Origin of the sequence: Rhizobium sp. NZLR1 (assembly GCF_017357385.1) — a bacterium.
In the GTDB taxonomy this organism is placed as follows: domain Bacteria; phylum Pseudomonadota; class Alphaproteobacteria; order Rhizobiales; family Rhizobiaceae; genus Rhizobium.
This window is the reverse complement of record NZ_CP071632.1, coordinates 3,073,920-3,089,160: the sequence shown is the minus strand read 5'-3', so window position 1 is coordinate 3,089,160 and position 15,241 is coordinate 3,073,920. Positions and strand designations below refer to the sequence as shown.

Below are 15,241 nucleotides of genomic sequence, written 5' to 3'. Positions count from 1 at the left end.
TCCCGGAACCGCTGCACTTCCGGGCGAAATGCATGAGCGCATGGATGCGGCAGGGAAAGGAGCCTGTAAAGTAAAGAATTTACGAAATAGCGCCTTTCTGCCGCGTAGTGACCGGAAGAACTGATATAATCGTTTCAGGCCGGTTCTGACTGCCGAGAACAGTTGTGGAAATTGCCGGCGAGGCGCGCACCGTAGCGGAAGTGCCGAGTGCACGAGAATCCTTTGCTGCAGTGCGACAATTACAAAATCGTGAAAACTGTGTTCGGCCCTACGACCAATAGCCGCCTTGCAAAGGCTACGATTCTTTGGTCAAGCTGTTTGCATATAAGTCGATAAGCATGCGAGAGATTTCGATGTCCTTCTGGGAAAAACTGTTGAATGCCATTGGCAATACCGCGGGCAATGCGCTGTCTGCGGTGGTCGAGGCTATCCGAACAGTTTTCGAAGGCGATCCCGAGACCCGGCGCAAAGTGGCTTTCTCCGTGGCGATCATCGCGCTGTCAGCCAAGATGGCCAAGGCCGACGGCATCGTCAGCGAGAAGGAGGTCGAAGCCTTCCGCGAAATCTTCGAATTCCCACAGGATCAGGCAAAGAACGTCGCCAGGCTTTACAACCTTGCACGCCAGGACGTCGCTGGCTACGAGGCCTATGCCGAACGGCTCTCTACGCTCTGCGTCACCTGCGCGGCCAATTGCACCGTGCTGGAAGACGTGCTCGACGGCCTCTTCCACATCGCCAAGGCCGATGGGCTGATCCACGAGAAGGAACTGAATTTCCTCGGCCATATCGGTGAGATCTTCCAGATGAGCGAGACCCGCTTCGAGCAGATCGCCGCACGCCATGTCTCGTCCGGCGGCGATCCCTATAAGGTGCTCGGCGTCTCGCCGTCGGATGATTTCCCGACCATCCGCCGCCGCTACCATGGCCTCGTCAGCGAACATCATCCCGACCGGCTGATCTCGCGCGGCGTGCCCAAGGAATTCCACGTGATCGCCAACGAACGCATGGCGGCGCTGAATGCAGCCTATGCGGCGATCGAGAAGGAACGCCGTGCCGCATGACCTCGTTCGAGGCCGACTGCCGCAGCGCCCGCGTGCAGCCTTCGCCAAACCACGGCGAGCGGGCGGACGGGCGCCGTCCAGACATGGTCCTGTTGCACTATACCGGCATGCCAACGGCAGATGGCGCGCTCGACTGGCTCTGTCGCGTCGAAAGCCAGGTTTCCAGCCACTATTTCGTGCATGGGAACGGTGAGGTGGTGCAGCTCGTACCGGAGGCGCGGCGTGCCTGGCACGCTGGAAAGAGCAGTTGGCAGGGCGAGACGGATATCAATTCGCTGTCGATCGGTATCGAGATCGCCAATGCCGGCCATCCCGGCGGGCTTCCCGATTATCCGAATGAGCAGATCACCGCGGTGATCGAATTGTGTCGCGACTGTGTCAAACGTTGGTCGATCGCGCCGGAACGGGTCCTCGGGCACTCCGATGTAGCCCCGATCCGCAAGGTTGATCCGGGCGAAAAATTCCCCTGGGCCGAGCTTCACCGGGCGGGCATCGGGCACTGGGTCGAGCCGGCAACGATCACCGGCGGACGCTTCTTCCAGCGGGGTGACGCCGGCCAGCCTGTCGAAGCACTGCAGTCGATGCTGTCTCTCTATGGCTACAGCACTGAAATCACAGGTCAATTTTCCGAAAAGACGGCGGGTGACGTGGAAGCCTTCCAACGCCATTTTCGTCCCGAACGGGTGGACGGCATCGCCGATTTCTCGACAATCGATACGCTGCACCGGCTGCTGTCGGCGCTGACGCGTTATTCCTGAGCGGAAGAGCCGGACATCAGGGCGGATTTCTCGCGACCGGCGGGAAAACCACCTCGCCACATCATTTCCCTATTATCTCCTCATTGCGATGGTCTAAGAACGCCCGCTGAACAGCGCTCGCGGCCTTTCCAAGTGTAACGATGAGCGCCAAATGAAACGATAAGAATTGCTGCGGAACACGGTCAATCCTTGATCGCGTATAACCGGATGACGGCGAGGCGCGCAGTCCTGCAATTCTATGGGTCGGAGTGAATAGACTACATGAAGAATATGATTGTTGGTGCTGCGGCATGCGTTGGCATGCTGCTGGCGGGATATAGTTTTGCCTTGGCGGGGGATGACTGGGGTGCCAGGGCCGAAACCATCTCGTTGAAAACCGTCGATCGCCAGAGCGGTTACGCCATGCCGGATTTTTCCACGAGCACTCCCTATGCCGTGCTGATCAATAAATATGCCGCCGAATACAACGTGCCCGTCGCGCTCGCCCAGGCTGTCGTGCGTGTCGAGAGCAATTTCAATCCGAATGCCCGCGGCAGCGCCGGCGAAGTCGGCCTGATGCAGATCAAGCCGGCGACGGCGCGGATGATGGGTTACTCCGGTACGAAGAAAGGCCTGTTCGATCCGGAGACCAACATCAAATACGGGATGAAATATCTGGCGGCCGCCCATCAGCTCGGTGGCGGGCAGACCTGCAACACTATCCTGAAATACAATGCCGGCCATGCCGCTACCCGCATGAACCCGGTATCCAAGACCTATTGCGGCAAGGTGCTGGCGATGCTCGATTGAGCTTCGCCAGACGGGTCGGGAGAAATTTCTTTCCGGCATTTTTGCGATATGAATCAGGACGCTCGCCGTGATATCCCCACCTGAAACGAGGTGGGCTACCTCGATACGAGGTTAGATATGGCAGTCGATTTCAGGTTCATCATCATCGGACGCGGCATGATGGGTGCCGCTGCCGCACGACACCTCTCGTCGATGGCCGACGGCATTGCATTGATCGGCCCGCGCGAGCCGGAGCAACGCAACGCCCACGAGGGGATATTCGCCAGCCATTACGACGAAGCGCGCATCACCCGCACCTTCGACGGCAATCTGGCCTGGGGAAGTTTCGCCGCCCGGGCGCTCGACCGCTACGGCGAGATCGAGGCAAGGAGCGGCATTTCCTTCTATTCGGAGGTCGGCTGCCTCTTCACCGGTCCGACGGTGAAGGATGAGCGGGACTACATCAACCGGGCGCTGACTGTCAGCCGGACGCTTGGCAGCGATATCGAGACCATCGCGCCGTCGGAACTTCGCCAACGTTTTTCCTATCTTGCCGTCGATCCTGATTTCACGGGATATTTCGAGCGCAAGCGCGCCGGGCACATCAACCCGCGGGCACTGGTGCGGGCGCAGACGAGGCTTGCCGAACAGGGCGGTGTTGCGCTGATCGAGGCAACTGCGACATCGGTGCGCGATGCCGGTTCGCATGTCGAGGTGACGGTCGGCGACAGACGCTACAGCGCCGAGCGCGTGTTGGTCGCTGCCGGCGGTTTCAGTAATTTCCATGCCCTGCTGCCGCGTCCTGTCGACACCAGAGTCCTGGCGCGCACGGTCGCCTTCTACGAGATCGGCGAGCGCGAGATGGCGACCTTCGGTGATATGCCGTCGACGATCGTGCTCGGCGACCGGGAGGAGGACCACATCTATATCCTGCCGCCGGTGCGTTATCCCGACGGCAAGACCTATCTGAAGCTCGGTGGCGACACCGAGGCACTTTCCTTCGACAGGTTGGAGGATGTCGGCGCGTGGTTCCGTTCAGACGGCAATGCTGCCGAGCGCGATAATCTCTCAGCCATCGCCCTGCAACTGATGCCGGAGCTTGCCAGCTGCCCGGTCACTTCGGCGCCCTGCGTGGCGAATTTCACACCGACCGGTTATCCCTATGCCGGATATACCCAGTCGCCGCGCATCGCGGTGCTCACCGGCGGCAATTTCGTCGCGGCCAAATCCTCCGACGAACTTGGGCGGCTGGGAGCGGTGCTTCTTACGGAAGGGCAACTTGGCGACGCGGATTTCGGCAGTGAACTCACGCCGGTCTTCGTTTGAGGAGAAATGCGATGACAATCGATTTCAAATACATCGTCGTTGGGCGCGGGCTAATGGGGGCTGCGGCGGCGCGGCATCTGGCGCGCCAAGCGGACGGTGTTGCGGTGATCGGCCCGGACGAACCTGATGATCGCAAGGCGCATCAAGGCGTTTTCGCCAGCCATTACGATGAAGGGCGCATCACCCGCACCATCGATCCTGACCGCAACTGGGCGCTGCTCGCCAACCGCTCGATCGGTCGCTATGGCGAGATCGCCCGCGACAGCGGCATCGACTTTTATCGCGAGGCCGGCTGCGTCGTTGTCGCGCTTGATCGAAGCGATTATCTCGAAAAGACCCGGCAGGCTGCCGTTTTGCTGGACGTCGAAACCAGCCTTCTCGACGCGGCCGGGCTGAAGGCCGCCTTTCCCTTCTTCGCCTTCCCCGATGGCGCCGCCGGCGTCTTCGAGGCGAGAGGGGCCGGGCATATCAGCCCGCGCAAGCTGGTGAAGGCGCAGTCGCTGCTGGCTGAAAGGGCAGGTGCTGCCGTCATTTGCGACCATGTCGTCTCGATCCGCAGCGAGGGCGGATCGGCTGTCGTCGAGACTGCAGGCGGCCGGACCTATCGCGGTGAAAAGGTGCTGCTGGCTGCGGGCGGATTTTCTATTGCCGAGAATCTGTTGCCGAAGCCCGTTGCCATGACGGTTTATGGTCGGACCGTCACGCTTTTCGAAGTGAGCGAGACCGACGCGGCGCGCCTTGCGACCATGCCGTCGCTCATTCTAAATGTGCCCGGCCTCCATATCTATCTGCTGCCGCCGATCCGCTATCCCGACGGCAAACTCTACCTGAAGATCGGCGGTGATCCCGACGATTTGGCACTCGGCGACGAGGCGGCGATGCGGGCCTGGTTCAAAACAGAAGGGCGCGACAGCGTGGGGGCACACCTCAAGCGCATCGTTGAAGGTCTCGTGCCCGACTTGGTGCCGCTCTCGATTTCGACGGCCGCCTGCGTCGTGTCGCAGACGGCGAGTGGTTACCCGATGATCGGCTATACCTCATCGCCAGAAATCGCGGTGGCGACGGGCTGTGCTGGCACGTCGGCCAAGAGTTCGGACGAAATCGGCCGGCTTGGGGCCGAGCTGCTTTTGGCAGGCGGAATCAGCGAACAAGGCTACTCCACGGATTTCACACCGCAATTTCGCTAAATAAATTTTGATTTCGGTGGCAATTGCCCTCTCTCTCGTTTATGGGAGCCCTGCCAGTTGGCTGGGCAGCCGCGCTTTATCAATGCCGAAAGGCGGTAGGGTGAGGAAAGTCCGGGCTCCACGGAAACACGGTGCCGGATAACGTCCGGCGAGGGCGACCTCAGGGAAAGTGCCACAGAAAGCAAACCGCCTGTCATGACAGGTAAGGGTGAAAGGGTGGGGTAAGAGCCCACCGCATCTCCGGCAACGGAAATGGCACGGTAAACCCCACCGGGAGCAAGACCGAATAGGGATGACGTGGCAGGCCGAAAGGCCTTCCGGCCGGTTTCCAGGCCAGCCATCCGGGTGGGTTGCGCGAGGCAGCGTGCGAGCGCTGTCCCAGAGGAATGGCTGCCACGTTCCGGTTCACGCCGGAGCCATACAGAACCCGGCTTACAGGCCAACTGGCGATTAACTTTTGTGGCGCGATCAAGCCGCAATTTCAAGAATCACTTCCAGATAAGTTGCTGAAACTGAAAGTTTTCAAGTGGATGCTCATGCAATCCGCCGGGCGAAAATTCTTTTTGCGAAAGCACGGTTGCGCGCCATCGTGAGAGGGTGATCCTAACCCTTTGTTAAACTTAACGGCTTATAAATTTTTGATCATGCGTCCACTGCAAAATGGGCGCATCCCATTGACGCCCATATGGTCCCATGCTATCCCAAATGCGCACTGCACCGGGGCAATCATCTGCCCATTCATCGCAAAGCAAAGGCGTCTTCCTTTCCGGAAGCGTCGGAGGGGTTTTTGCTCATCCGGCTTGCGAAGCTGTGTCTGATATCGGGAGTTTCGGGCGTCTTTTGGTCCGGATCCCTGCGGGAACGGATGTTTCGTGTGATGAGCCGCTTCCTTTCGAGTGCGACCAACAGGATCGATGCCAAAGGCAGGGTTTCCGTGCCTTCCGCGTTCCGTTCCGTGCTGGCGCAGCGCAATGTTCAGGAGCTCTATTGCTTCCAGGACTTTGTGTTTCCGGCGATCAGCGTCGGCGGTCCGGATCTTCTCGAAAGATTCGAACGGCGGATTGCTGCGGAGGATCCGTTTTCGCCGGATGCGAACGAGATGTCGCTTCTCATTCATGGAGGCGGGGTCTTCATGAAGCTCGACGCCGAGGGACGGCTGATGGTCACGGATTTCATTCGCGGCTTTACCGGCATCTCGGACGAAGTGACCTTCGTCGGTCGGGCGGACTATTTTCAGCTCTGGCAGCCGCAGGCTTTTGTGGCTGCGCAGGTGCAGGCACGAGGGGAGCGCAAGCTGGCGGGCAAGCGTTCCTGAAAGAACGAGGGAACGGAATGGTGGCGAATCCTGGCGGAGGTTCAACTGATGCCGGTGGCGGACCGGTTCGTCACATTCCTGTCCTTCTCGATGAAGTGCTTTCAGCGCTGGCGCCCACGCCCGGCAAGCTCATTCTCGACGGTACCTTCGGTGCGGGCGGTTACAGCTCGGCCATCCTTGCTGCCGGCGCCGAGGTGATCGCGCTCGACCGCGATCCAACGGCGATTGCCGCTGGCCAGGCAATGGTCGCCGCCCATGGTGACCGTCTCAAGCTCGTTCATTCGCAATTCTCACATCTTGCCGATCATGTGCCGCAAGGCGGACTTGACGGCGTCGTGCTCGATATCGGCGTTTCCTCCATGCAGATCGATGAGGCCGAGCGCGGTTTCTCCTTTCAGAAGAATGGACCGCTCGACATGCGCATGTCGGCGACAGGCGTTTCGGCCGCCGATGTCGTCAATCGCGCCAAAGTCGCCGATCTCATCCGCATTTTCCATTTTCTCGGCGAGGAAAGCCAGTCGCCGCGCATCGCGCATGCAATCGAGAAGCGCCGCGAGGAAAAGCCGTTCGAGACGACGCGCGATCTTGCAGGTCTCATCGAGCTCGTCACTCCACGTAAGATGAAGGACAAGATCCATCCGGCAACGCGCGTCTTCCAAGCCTTGCGCATCTTCGTCAACGATGAGCTCGCCGAACTGGCGCAGGCACTGTTTGCGGCGGAAGCAGCGCTGAAGCCGGGCGGGAGGCTCGTCGTCGTCACCTTTCATTCGCTCGAAGACCGCATCGTCAAAAAATTCTTCTCCGATCGTGCCGGCAAGGCGGCGGGGTCGCGGCATCTGCCTGTCGCGCATGAGCGGGCGGCAACCTTTGCGGCGATCGGCAAGCCGATGGTTTCGGCAAGCGATGCGGAGGCGGAGATCAATCCGCGCGCCCGCTCCGCCAAACTGCGCGCCGGACTGAGGACGGAGGCTGCGGCCGAGGCCGCGGATATGTCGCTCTTTGGGTTTCCCAATCTCGCCAGTCTCGGAAAGCTTGGAGGTTGACATGTTGAAAACGTTCGATCTCGTGCTCATCGGCGTCATGACGGCCACCGCCGCCGTCACCTATACGATCAAGCATCGCGCCGAATTGAAGCTCGAGGAGGTTCATCGCCTCGAAGCGGAGATCAAGCTCGAAGAGGACACCATCGACCTTCTCAAGGCCGACTGGGCGCTGCAATCGCAGCCGAACCGTCTTGAACGGTTGGTCAAGGCCTATGATGACGAATTGCAGCTGCAGCCGACGCAATCGACGGCGCTGGTGCATGCCAAAGAATTGCCGATGTTGAAGTCCGAGGTTCCGGTGCCCGACGTGACGGAGGCCAAGGCCAGCGCTAAAAGCGCGACCGAGCCCAGCGCCAAGGGCGCGACCGAGGCCAACGCCAAGAGCGTTACCGAGGCCGGCGCCAAAGGCGCGGCTCTTGCCGGGGCGACCGTCACGACGAAGGCGCGGCCTGTTCCAAAGCCCGCGCCGCGCGTCGAGCCGGAAGATGATGCAGATGAGATCGAAACGGGGTCGGTGGAATAATGTCGTTTCTTTCCCGCATCATGGTCTTGAAGAGCCAGGCGCATTTTTCTGCCGGCGTCTATAATCGGTTCGGCGGTCCTTCCCCTGCCGGCCTGGCGATCGAGGGCTCCCGCAAGAAGAAATCAGGGCAGGCTAAAAGCCGCGTCGGCCTGCTGATCCTCGGCTTCATGGGTGTCTACGTCATTATCGGCGGCCGTCTTGTCGAATATGCAATGAAGGATCAGGAGGTCGTCTCCAGCATCCTGCCGCCCGATCGGCTGATGGCCTCGCGCCCCGACATTCTCGACCGCAACGGCGAAGTGCTGGCGACCGACATCCGCACCGTCTCGCTGTTTGCCGAGCCCAACAAGATCGTCGATGCCGACGAGGCGGTCGAGAAGCTTGCGACGGTGCTGCCCGAACTCGACGTCAGGGACACCTATAAAAAGCTCTCGGCGAAGACCTCGCATTTCGCCTGGTTGCGCCGGCAGCTGACGCCGAAGCAGCAGAGCCAGATCCTGGCCCTCGGCATTCCCGGCATCGGCTTCCGGCCGGAGAAGCGCCGGTTCTATCCGGGCGGCTCTACCGCCGCGCACATCCTCGGCTACGTTAACATCGACAATCGTGGCGTTGCCGGGATGGAGAAATATATCGACGACCAGGGGCTCGCCGACCTCGCCTCGGTCGGCATGACCAGCGACCAGCCTCTCGAGCCGGTGCGGCTTTCGATCGACCTGCGCGTCCAGAACATCGTCCGGGACGCGGTCGTCAACGCCGTCAACAACTTCCAGTCCAAGGGCGCCGGTGCCGCTGTTATCGACGTGCATACCGGGGAAGTGCTGGCGATGGCCTCGGCGCCGGATTTCGATCCGAACGATCCGCAGCAAGGGGCCAAGGAGGGTTGGCTCAACCGGATGACCAACGGCACCTTCGAAATGGGATCGACTTTCAAGACCTTTTCGCTGGCGATGGCGCTCGACAGCGGCAAGGTCAAGATGACCGACAGTTTCGATGCCAGCAAATCGATCTATATCGGCGGCTTCACCATCCACGATTTCCATGGGCAGCGCCGCTGGCTGACCGTGCCTGAGATTTTCCAGTATTCGTCGAATATCGGCACGGCGCGCGTCATCGACATTGTCGGCATCGACGCGCAGAAGGATTATCTGACCAAGTTCGGCCTCTTGACGAAGATGCAGACCGAACTGCCTGAGGTGAAGATGCCGAGCCAGCCGCGCGTCTGGAAGAAGATCAATTCTATCACGATTTCCTTCGGCCATGGCGTCTCGACGACGGCGCTGCAGACAGGCGTGGCGGCGGCCGCCCTCGTTAACGGCGGCAAGCTGATCGAGCCGACATTCCTGCCGCGCAGCCGCGAACAGGCCGATGAGATCGCCACGCAGGTGATCAAGAAGACGACCAGCGACGAGATCCGCTATCTCCTCGATTTCAACGGATACAAGGGATCGGGCCGCGTCGCCCGCGTGCCGGGCTTTGCCGTCGGCAGCAAGACCGGCACGGCCGACAAGGTGGTGAACGGTCGTTATTCGGCGACGCTGAACTTCAATTCCTTCATTGCCGCATTCCCGATCAACGATCCGAGATATGCCGTGATCACCTTCTGCGATGAGCCGAAAACCGGCGAGAAGGCCTATGGCGGAACGATCTCCGCCGGTACCGCAGGCCCGATCGCCCGCGAGATCATCAGCCGTGCGGCCCCCATTCTCGGCATCGAGCCGAAATTCGGGGAGGGCGGATCGGCCTTGCTGGTGTCTTATTGAGTGTGAATGAATATCGGCGCCGATTCGCGAGGGGTGAACCGGTTTCAAGAGAGAAAAGTGCATTCGATGAAATTGCGAGACCTGGCCGGAGATCAGTTTCCGGAACTTGAAGCACAGCTCGAAGGCCCGGCAGGCTTGCTTGACATCTCAGGCCTGTCTTCTGACAGCCGCCATGTGGCGCCGGGCAATGCCTTCGTCGCGGTTGCCGGCACCAAGGCGGACGGCGCGGGCTTCATCGCGGATGCCGCCGGCCGGGGCGCTGCCGTCGCGATCGCCTCCCAAGCCATCGATGCCTCCATCCCGGTGCTTGCGGTCAAAGAGCCTCGCCGTTTCCTTTCGATCGCCGCTTCGCGCTTCTTCGCCAGGCAGCCCGAGACCATAGTCGCCGTCACCGGCACGGCGGGCAAAACTTCCGTCGCCTCCTTCACACGGCAGATCTGGGCGCATGCGGGTCATGCTGCGGCAATGATCGGCACGACCGGCGTCGTCTCGCCGACGCGCAACGAATATGGTTCGCTGACGACGCCCGATCCGGTGTCGCTGCACAAGCTCTTGGCCGAACTTGCCGATGAAGGTGTCACGCATGCGGCGATGGAGGCTTCCAGCCACGGCCTCAACCAATGCCGGCTCGACGGCGCTAGGCTTGCGGCGGCCGCCTTCACCAATCTCGGCCGCGACCACATGGATTATCATCCGACCGTTGAAGAATATATGGCCGCCAAGATGCGGCTTTTCGATGTGCTGCTGCCGAAGGGGTCGCCGGCGGTGATCTTCGCCGATGATCTGTGGTCGGCGCAGGCGATCAAGGCTGCGACCGATGCCGGTCACGACGTCCGCACTGTCGGGCGCAAGGGCGATTACCTCGCCTTGAAACGCGTCGAGCACTTCCGCCACAAGCAGACCGCCGAGATCCATATCGACGGCGAGATCTTCGAGGTGGACATTCCGCTGGCCGGCGATTTTCAGGTCGCCAACGCCCTGGTCGCGGCCGGGCTTGCCATGTCGACCGGCGTTGCGGCGAAGGTTGCGATGGCCGCGCTCGAAAAACTCATCGGTGCGTCCGGCCGTCTCGAACTGGTCGGCCATACGAAAGATGGCGCGCTCGCCTATGTCGACTACGCCCACAAGCCGGATGCGCTGGAAAACGTGCTAGGCTCGGTCAGACCCTTCACCACGGGCCGCGTCGTCGTTGTCTTCGGCTGTGGCGGCGACCGTGATCGCGGCAAACGGCCGATCATGGGCGAAATCGCCTGCCGACTTGCCGACGTCGTCATCGTCACCGACGATAATCCGCGCTCGGAGGAGCCGGCCTCGATTCGGGCGGAGATCATGGCGGCAGCACCCGGCGCCTCGGAAATCGCCGATCGCGCCACGGCGATCCGCGAGGCGGTTGGCATGTTGAGATCCGGCGATACGCTGATCGTCGCCGGCAAGGGGCATGAGGAAGGGCAGACGATCGGCAGCGTTACCCTGCCGTTTTCCGATCATGCGGAGGTGCGCAAGGCCTTGGAGGAACCGCAATCTTGAGCTGGCTCTGGACGACCGAAGATATGATCGCAGCAATGGCGGGGCGCCCCTTCGGCACTCCGCCCGAAGGCATCACCGGCATTTCCATCGACAGCCGCTCGATCACTCCGGGCGAAGCCTTCTTCGCGATCAAGGGTGACCGTGTCGACGGTCATGACTACGCATCGATGGCGACGGCAAACGGCGCCTCCCTTCTTGTCGTCAGCGAGGCGAGACTTCCGGCCATGGGCCGCCTGACGGTGCCGATGATCGTCGTGGAGGACGTGCTCGCAGCACTCGGCCGGCTCGGCCTTGCTTCGCGCGAGCGCTCTAAGGCCCGGATCATCGCGGTGACGGGATCTGTGGGAAAGACGACCACCAAGGAGATGCTGCGGCACGTGCTGTCGCCCTCCGGCAAGGTGCATGCTTCCGTCGCCTCCTTCAACAATCATTGGGGTGTGCCGCTGACGCTGGCGCGCATGCCTGAGGATACGGATTACGGCGTCTTCGAAGTCGGAATGAACCATCCCGGTGAGATCCGGCCGCTGGTAGCGATGATCCGTCCCGATGTCGCCATCGTCACCACAATCGCGCCGGCGCATCTCGGCAATTTCAAGAACATCAAGGAAATCGCCGCCGCCAAAGCCGAGATCTTCGAGGGGCTCGAACCGGGCGGCCATGTCGTGCTCAACCGCGACAATGACCAGTTCAATTTCCTCGACCGCACGGCGCAGTCGCTCGGCGTCGAGCATATCCATTCCTTCGGCCAGCATGCCAAGGCCGAATTCCGGCTGGCGGAATTCAACGGCTCGGACGAGAACTCGACGCTGTGGCTGACGATCGGCGGTGAGACGCTGGAGGTCGCGATCGGCGCGCCCGGCCGCCATATCGCCGAGAATGCTCTCGCAGCGCTCGGCGTCGTCAGGATCGTCGGCGCCGACATGGAAAAGGCGATCGAAGCGCTCACGACTCTGAGGCCTGAAAAGGGCAGGGGCAAGCGCCACCGGCTTTCGGTCGGCAGCGGCCGCTTCACGCTGATCGACGAGAGCTACAATGCCAATCCGGCTTCGATGCGCGCGGCGATCGCACTGCTGGCGGCTTCCGAGCCGACCGGCGGCGGACGCCGTATCGCCGTGCTCGGCGACATGCTGGAGATGGGGGAGTATGCGCAGAAGGTTCATACCGATCTTGCCGTACCGGTGCTTGCGGCCGGCATCGAACATGTCTGGCTCGCAGGAGCAGAAATGGCTGCGCTCAAGGAATCGCTGCCGGAAAGCGTCCATGTCGAATATCGCGAGAACACTGGCGAATTGACGGATTATGTATTGAACTCGGTCGCACCAGGCGACGTGTTGATGGTGAAATCGTCTCTGGGCATCGGTTTCGGCAAGATCGTCGCCGCGCTCCTTGACAAGTTCCCGCCATTTTCCGACACGCAACGCGAACTTTGATCGGGTAAACAAGGGGCCCTGAATGCTGATCTGGCTTGTCGAACTGTCGGAATATTTCAAATTTCTGAACTTGTTCAGATATATTACCTTCCGCACAGGGGCCGCTCTGTTCACCTCGGCGCTGATCGTCTTCCTGTTCGGGCCGACGATCATCAATTCGCTGCGCATCCGCCAAGGCAAGGGCCAGCCGATCCGTGCCGACGGGCCGCAGACGCATTTCAAGAAGGCCGGCACCCCGACCATGGGCGGGCTGATGATCCTTGCCGGCATCGTCGGCGCGTCGCTGCTGTGGGCCGATCTTTCCAACGTTTATGTCGTCGCCACTTTGCTGGTGACGCTCGGCTTCGGCGCGATTGGCTTCTACGACGATTATCTCAAGGTCACGAAGCAGAGCCACATGGGCTTTTCCGGCAAGGCCCGTCTCGGCATCGAATTTGTCATCGCCGGCATTGCCGTCTATTTCATGATGCGCACCGCCCTTGCCTCGGGCATTGCCGGTTCGACCTTCGGTTCTTCGATCGCCTTTCCTTTCTTCAAGGACTTCATGATCAATATCGGCATCATGTTCGTCGTCTTCGGCGGCTTTGTCATCGTCGGCGCCGGCAATGCCGTCAACCTGACTGACGGCCTCGACGGGCTTGCCATCGTGCCTGTGATGATCGCTGCCGCCTCCTTCGGCGTCATTGCCTATCTCGCCGGCAACGTGGTGTTTGCGAACTACCTGCAGATCAATTTCGTGCCCGGCACCGGCGAGCTCGCCGTCGTCCTCGGCGCGGTCATCGGCGCCGGTCTCGGCTTTCTCTGGTTCAATGCGCCGCCGGCCGCCATCTTCATGGGCGACACCGGTTCGCTCGCACTCGGCGGCACGATCGGCACCGTTGCCGTCGCCACCAAACACGAGATCGTCATGGCGATCATCGGCGGCCTCTTCGTCATCGAGACGCTCTCGGTGATCATCCAGGTCGGCTTCTTCAAGATGACCGGCCGGCGCGTGTTCCTGATGGCGCCGATCCATCATCACTTCGAGAAGAAGGGGTGGACCGAGAGCCAGGTAGTGATCCGCTTCTGGATCATCGCCGTCGGCCTTGCCATGCTTGGCCTCTCGACGCTGAAACTGCGGTGAGCCGACGATGATCCCGGTCACGACGCTCAAGGACAGGAAGGTCGCGCTATTCGGGCTCGGCGGCTCCGGCTTTGCCACTGCGCGGGCGCTGGTCTCAGGCGGCGCCGAGGTAACCGCCTGGGACGACAATCCCGACAGCGTCGCCAAGGCTGCAGCCGAAGGCATCCGGACGGAGGACCTGCACACTATCGACTGGAGCCAGCAGGCGCTGTTCGTACTGTCGCCCGGCGTGCCGCTCACCCATCCAAAGCCGCACTGGACCGTCGATCTTGCGCGCGCCGCCGGCGTCGATATCGTTGGCGACGTCGAGCTCTTCGTGCGCGAGCGCCGCGCCCATGCGCCTGATTGCCCGTTCATTGCCATCACAGGCACCAACGGCAAGTCGACGACGACAGCATTGATCGCCCATATCCTGAAATCATCAGGCTACGATACGCAGCTCGGCGGGAATATCGGCACGGCGGTCTTGACGCTCGATCCGCCGAAGGCCGAGCGCTATTACGTCGTCGAATGCTCCTCCTATCAGATCGATCTGGCGCCGACGCTGAACCCGTCCGCCGGCATCCTGCTCAACCTGACGCCTGATCACCTCGACCGCCACGGCACGATGCAGCATTATGCCGATATCAAGGAACGGCTGGTTGCCGGCAGCGATGTCGCGATCGTCGGCGTCGACGACAGCCATTCGGCGCTGATTGCCGACCGCGTCGAGCGGGCGGATGTCAAGGTAGTCCGCATTTCGCGCCGCAGCGTAGTGGCATCAGGCATTTATGCCGAGGGAAGCAGGCTCATTCAGGCAGCCGGCGGCGCCATGCTGCCCTTCGCCGATCTCGACGGTATCCAGACGCTGCGCGGCAGCCATAATGCGCAGAACGCCGCCGCAGCTGTGGCCGCCTGCCTTGCCGTCGGAATTTCCGCTGACGACATTCGCACCGGCCTTGCCTCGTTTCCCGGCCTCAAGCATCGCATGCAGCCTGTAGGGCAGCGCGGCCGCGTCGTTTTCGTCAATGATTCCAAAGCAACCAATGCGGATGCTGCAGCGCCGGCCCTTTCGAGCTATGATCGCATCTACTGGATCGCCGGCGGCCTGCCGAAGGCTGGCGGCATTACAACACTCGCTCCCTATTTCCCGCGCATCGCCAAGGCCTATCTGATCGGCGAGGCGGCGGCGGAATTCGCTGCGACGCTCGGCGAGGCTGCGCCCTACGAGATCTCCGGCACGCTGGAGCGTGCGGTTGCGCATGCGGCAGCCGATGCCGAGCGCGACGAGAGCAGCGCTTCGGCCGTGATGTTATCCCCGGCTTGCGCAAGCTTCGATCAGTATAAGAATTTCGAAGTCAGGGGCGATGCCTTCGTCGGCCACGTCGCAGCGCTTGACGGAATTGCGATGCTGATCGGTTCGGCAACAGGAGAGAAATGA

General features: G+C 61.4%; 13 protein-coding genes and 1 other RNA gene. All 14 read left to right on the top strand.

The window, feature by feature from the left end; all coding sequences use genetic code 11:
* Positions 1–353: 353 nt before the first annotated feature.
* Positions 354–1,061: a DnaJ family molecular chaperone gene (locus J3O30_RS15370; RefSeq protein ID WP_207581140.1), complete on the top strand. Its 708-nt coding sequence runs from the start codon at positions 354–356 to the stop codon at positions 1,059–1,061.
* On the top strand, positions 1,058–1,819 hold the full coding sequence (locus tag J3O30_RS15365; RefSeq protein ID WP_207581139.1) for an N-acetylmuramoyl-L-alanine amidase: 762 nt from the start codon (positions 1,058–1,060) through the stop codon (positions 1,817–1,819). Before J3O30_RS15370 ends, J3O30_RS15365 begins: the two co-directional genes overlap by 4 nt.
* Before the next feature lie 261 nt (positions 1,820–2,080).
* Positions 2,081–2,608 carry a lytic transglycosylase domain-containing protein gene (locus tag J3O30_RS15360; protein WP_007630080.1) on the top strand — a complete coding sequence of 176 codons (528 nt, stop codon included), beginning with the start codon at positions 2,081–2,083 and terminating at the stop codon, positions 2,606–2,608.
* 117 nt (positions 2,609–2,725) lie between these two features.
* Entirely contained in the window at positions 2,726–3,913 is a 1,188-nt protein-coding gene (locus J3O30_RS15355; RefSeq protein WP_207581138.1) for an FAD-binding oxidoreductase, read from the top strand.
* 11 nt (positions 3,914–3,924) lie between these two features.
* Positions 3,925–5,100 (top strand): FAD-dependent oxidoreductase, encoded by a 1,176-nt coding sequence (locus tag J3O30_RS15350; RefSeq protein WP_207581137.1) that lies wholly within the window; start codon positions 3,925–3,927, stop codon positions 5,098–5,100.
* 53 nt (positions 5,101–5,153) lie between these two features.
* An RNA gene (gene rnpB, locus J3O30_RS15345) (RNase P RNA component class A) lies at positions 5,154–5,551 on the top strand.
* Between the two features lie 426 nt (positions 5,552–5,977).
* Positions 5,978–6,415, top strand: coding sequence for a division/cell wall cluster transcriptional repressor MraZ (mraZ, locus tag J3O30_RS15340; protein WP_221115800.1), 438 nt, complete (start codon positions 5,978–5,980; stop codon positions 6,413–6,415).
* A 17-nt stretch (positions 6,416–6,432) separates the two neighbouring features.
* A complete protein-coding gene (gene rsmH, locus J3O30_RS15335) occupies positions 6,433–7,458 on the top strand; it encodes a 16S rRNA (cytosine(1402)-N(4))-methyltransferase RsmH (RefSeq protein ID WP_207581135.1) in 1,026 nt (341 codons plus the stop codon).
* A gap of 1 nt (position 7,459) precedes the next feature.
* Positions 7,460–7,981 carry a hypothetical protein gene (locus J3O30_RS15330; protein ID WP_207581134.1) on the top strand — a complete coding sequence of 174 codons (522 nt, stop codon included), beginning with the start codon at positions 7,460–7,462 and terminating at the stop codon, positions 7,979–7,981.
* Positions 7,981–9,741 carry a penicillin-binding protein 2 gene (locus tag J3O30_RS15325; RefSeq protein WP_164011719.1) on the top strand — a complete coding sequence of 587 codons (1,761 nt, stop codon included), beginning with the start codon at positions 7,981–7,983 and terminating at the stop codon, positions 9,739–9,741. Before J3O30_RS15330 ends, J3O30_RS15325 begins: the two co-directional genes overlap by 1 nt.
* Positions 9,742–9,747: 6 nt before the next feature.
* Entirely contained in the window at positions 9,748–11,268 is a 1,521-nt protein-coding gene (locus J3O30_RS15320) for a UDP-N-acetylmuramoyl-L-alanyl-D-glutamate--2,6-diaminopimelate ligase (RefSeq protein WP_207581133.1), read from the top strand.
* Positions 11,265–12,698, top strand: coding sequence for a UDP-N-acetylmuramoylalanyl-D-glutamyl-2,6-diaminopimelate--D-alanyl-D-alanine ligase (locus J3O30_RS15315; protein WP_207581132.1), 1,434 nt, complete (start codon positions 11,265–11,267; stop codon positions 12,696–12,698). The genes J3O30_RS15320 and J3O30_RS15315 overlap by 4 nt, the downstream gene beginning before the upstream one ends.
* Before the next feature lie 22 nt (positions 12,699–12,720).
* Positions 12,721–13,821 carry a phospho-N-acetylmuramoyl-pentapeptide-transferase gene (gene mraY, locus J3O30_RS15310; RefSeq protein WP_207581131.1) on the top strand — a complete coding sequence of 367 codons (1,101 nt, stop codon included), beginning with the start codon at positions 12,721–12,723 and terminating at the stop codon, positions 13,819–13,821.
* A 7-nt stretch (positions 13,822–13,828) separates the two neighbouring features.
* Entirely contained in the window at positions 13,829–15,241 is a 1,413-nt protein-coding gene (gene murD / locus J3O30_RS15305) for a UDP-N-acetylmuramoyl-L-alanine--D-glutamate ligase (RefSeq protein ID WP_207581130.1), read from the top strand.

Coding starts and splice junctions, on each gene's coding strand:
- J3O30_RS15370 (WP_207581140.1), top strand. CDS start 354: ATGTCCTTCTGGGAAAAACTGTTGAATGCCATTGGCAATACCGCGGGC.
- J3O30_RS15365 (WP_207581139.1), top strand. CDS start 1,058: ATGACCTCGTTCGAGGCCGACTGCCGCAGCGCCCGCGTGCAGCCTTCG.
- J3O30_RS15360 (WP_007630080.1), top strand. CDS start 2,081: ATGAAGAATATGATTGTTGGTGCTGCGGCATGCGTTGGCATGCTGCTG.
- J3O30_RS15355 (WP_207581138.1), top strand. CDS start 2,726: ATGGCAGTCGATTTCAGGTTCATCATCATCGGACGCGGCATGATGGGT.
- J3O30_RS15350 (WP_207581137.1), top strand. CDS start 3,925: ATGACAATCGATTTCAAATACATCGTCGTTGGGCGCGGGCTAATGGGG.
- mraZ (WP_221115800.1), top strand. CDS start 5,978: ATGAGCCGCTTCCTTTCGAGTGCGACCAACAGGATCGATGCCAAAGGC.
- rsmH (WP_207581135.1), top strand. CDS start 6,433: ATGGTGGCGAATCCTGGCGGAGGTTCAACTGATGCCGGTGGCGGACCG.
- J3O30_RS15330 (WP_207581134.1), top strand. CDS start 7,460: ATGTTGAAAACGTTCGATCTCGTGCTCATCGGCGTCATGACGGCCACC.
- J3O30_RS15325 (WP_164011719.1), top strand. CDS start 7,981: ATGTCGTTTCTTTCCCGCATCATGGTCTTGAAGAGCCAGGCGCATTTT.
- J3O30_RS15320 (WP_207581133.1), top strand. CDS start 9,748: ATGAATATCGGCGCCGATTCGCGAGGGGTGAACCGGTTTCAAGAGAGA.
- mraY (WP_207581131.1), top strand. CDS start 12,721: ATGCTGATCTGGCTTGTCGAACTGTCGGAATATTTCAAATTTCTGAAC.
- murD (WP_207581130.1), top strand. CDS start 13,829: ATGATCCCGGTCACGACGCTCAAGGACAGGAAGGTCGCGCTATTCGGG.